This is a genomic window from Mesorhizobium sp. M7A.F.Ca.ET.027.02.1.1, from assembly GCF_004022985.1.
Classification (GTDB): Bacteria; Pseudomonadota; Alphaproteobacteria; order Rhizobiales; family Rhizobiaceae; genus Mesorhizobium.
The window spans coordinates 1-1,481 of sequence record NZ_RZOL01000729.1; the positions used below are offsets into that span (position 1 = coordinate 1).

3 protein-coding genes are annotated in these 1,481 nt (G+C 63.7%); all 3 read left to right on the forward strand.

Annotated elements, in window-relative coordinates; genetic code table 11:
- Positions 1 to 125, forward strand: a 125-nt coding sequence (locus EN749_RS35625; RefSeq protein ID WP_145991174.1) for a GMC oxidoreductase, incomplete at its 5' end; no start/stop codon positions are given.
- The gene (locus EN749_RS35630; protein WP_128288183.1) at positions 122 to 1,333 is read left to right on the forward strand and encodes a mandelate racemase/muconate lactonizing enzyme family protein; all 1,212 of its coding nucleotides are present in this window, start codon (positions 122 to 124) and stop codon (positions 1,331 to 1,333) included. The genes EN749_RS35625 and EN749_RS35630, both read left to right, overlap by 4 nt.
- Positions 1,330 to 1,481 (forward strand): NAD(P)-binding domain-containing protein (locus EN749_RS35635; RefSeq protein WP_245491583.1); only part of this gene is annotated, 152 nt, incomplete at its 3' end. The genes EN749_RS35630 and EN749_RS35635, both read left to right, overlap by 4 nt.

Genomic DNA, 1,481 nt, shown 5'->3' on the forward strand with positions numbered 1-1,481 from the left:
GTCTGGAAGGTTTGCGCGTCATCGATGCCTCGATCTTTCCCGACAACATCACCGGCAACACCAACGCCGCCTCGATCATGACCGGTTGGAAGGGCGCCGAACTGGTTCTGGAGGACCAAGAATGAAGATCACCGACGTCAAGACCTGGGTTGTCGGCAATCCGCCGCCCGGCATCGGCGGCAAGTATTTCATTTTCGTCAAGCTGACCACCGACGGCGGCGTCGTCGGCTATGGCGAGGCCTACAACGCCACCTTCTCGGCCCATGTTACCGCCCGCATGGTCGAGGACATGGCCGAGCGCTATCTCATCGGCCGCGACCCGCACGACATCGAGAATTTCTTCCGCCGCGCCTATTCCTCCGGCTTCACCCAGCGCCCCGATGTGTCCGGCATGGGCTGCTTCTCGGCGCTGGAAATGGCCTGCTGGGACATCATCGGCAAGGAAGCCGACAAGCCGGTCTATAAACTGCTCGGCGGCCAGGTGCACGAGACGCTGCGCTCCTACACCTATCTCTATCCGCACAGCGGCAGCGTCCATTCCGAGGATGCGCACGGCAAGAACGTCTACAACGATCCAGATCTCGCCGCTGCCTGTGCGCTCGAATATGTCGAGCAGGGTTTCAATGCCGTCAAGCTCGACCCCGCCGGCCCCTACACCGCCTTTGACGGTCATCAGCCGCGCCTCGTCGATATCGACCTGTCCACCCGCATGATCAAGGCGATCCGCGAGGCGGTCGGCACCCGCGCCGACATCCTGTTCGGCACGCACGGCCAGTTCACAGCGTCCGGCGCGCTGCGCATGGCGCGCGCCATCGAACCCTACGATCCCTTGTGGTTCGAGGAGCCGGTGCCACCTGATATGCCTGAGGTCATGGCCCAAGTGGCCCGCGCGACCTCGATCCCGATCGCCACCGGCGAGCGGCTGACGACCAAGTTCGAGTTCGCCCGCGTCATCGAGAACCGCGCCGCGACCATCCTGCAGCCGGACCTCGGCCGCTCCGGCGGCATCCTCGAGACCAAGAAGATCGCGGCGATGGCCGAGGCCTACCACATCCAGATCGCACCGCATTGCTATTGCGGACCGATCGTCGGTGCGGCCAACATCCAACTGGCGGTGACGCTGCCCAACTTCCTCATCCTCGAATCGCTGAAGCAGTGGGACGGTTTCCACGCCACGCTGCTGAAGAAAAAGATCGAGTGGCAGGACGGCAAAATCATCCCCTCGAAGGAGCCCGGCCTCGGCGTCGAGCTCAACGAGGCGGTCTGCGAAGCACACCCTTACACGGGCAAGGACCTGCATCTGCAGATGATGCAGACGCCGCTGATGCCGTGAACGAAAGCTACGCCTTCATCGGTCTCGGCCATCTCGGCGGCAACCTTGCCGCCAGCCTGATCCGCAACGGCTTTGCCGTCACGGTCTTCGACCGTGATCCCGCCGCAGTCGAGCGCCACCAGGCGCTCGACTGCGGCGGGATCACGGT

Coding starts and splice junctions, on each gene's coding strand:
- EN749_RS35630 (WP_128288183.1), top strand. CDS start 122: ATGAAGATCACCGACGTCAAGACCTGGGTTGTCGGCAATCCGCCGCCC.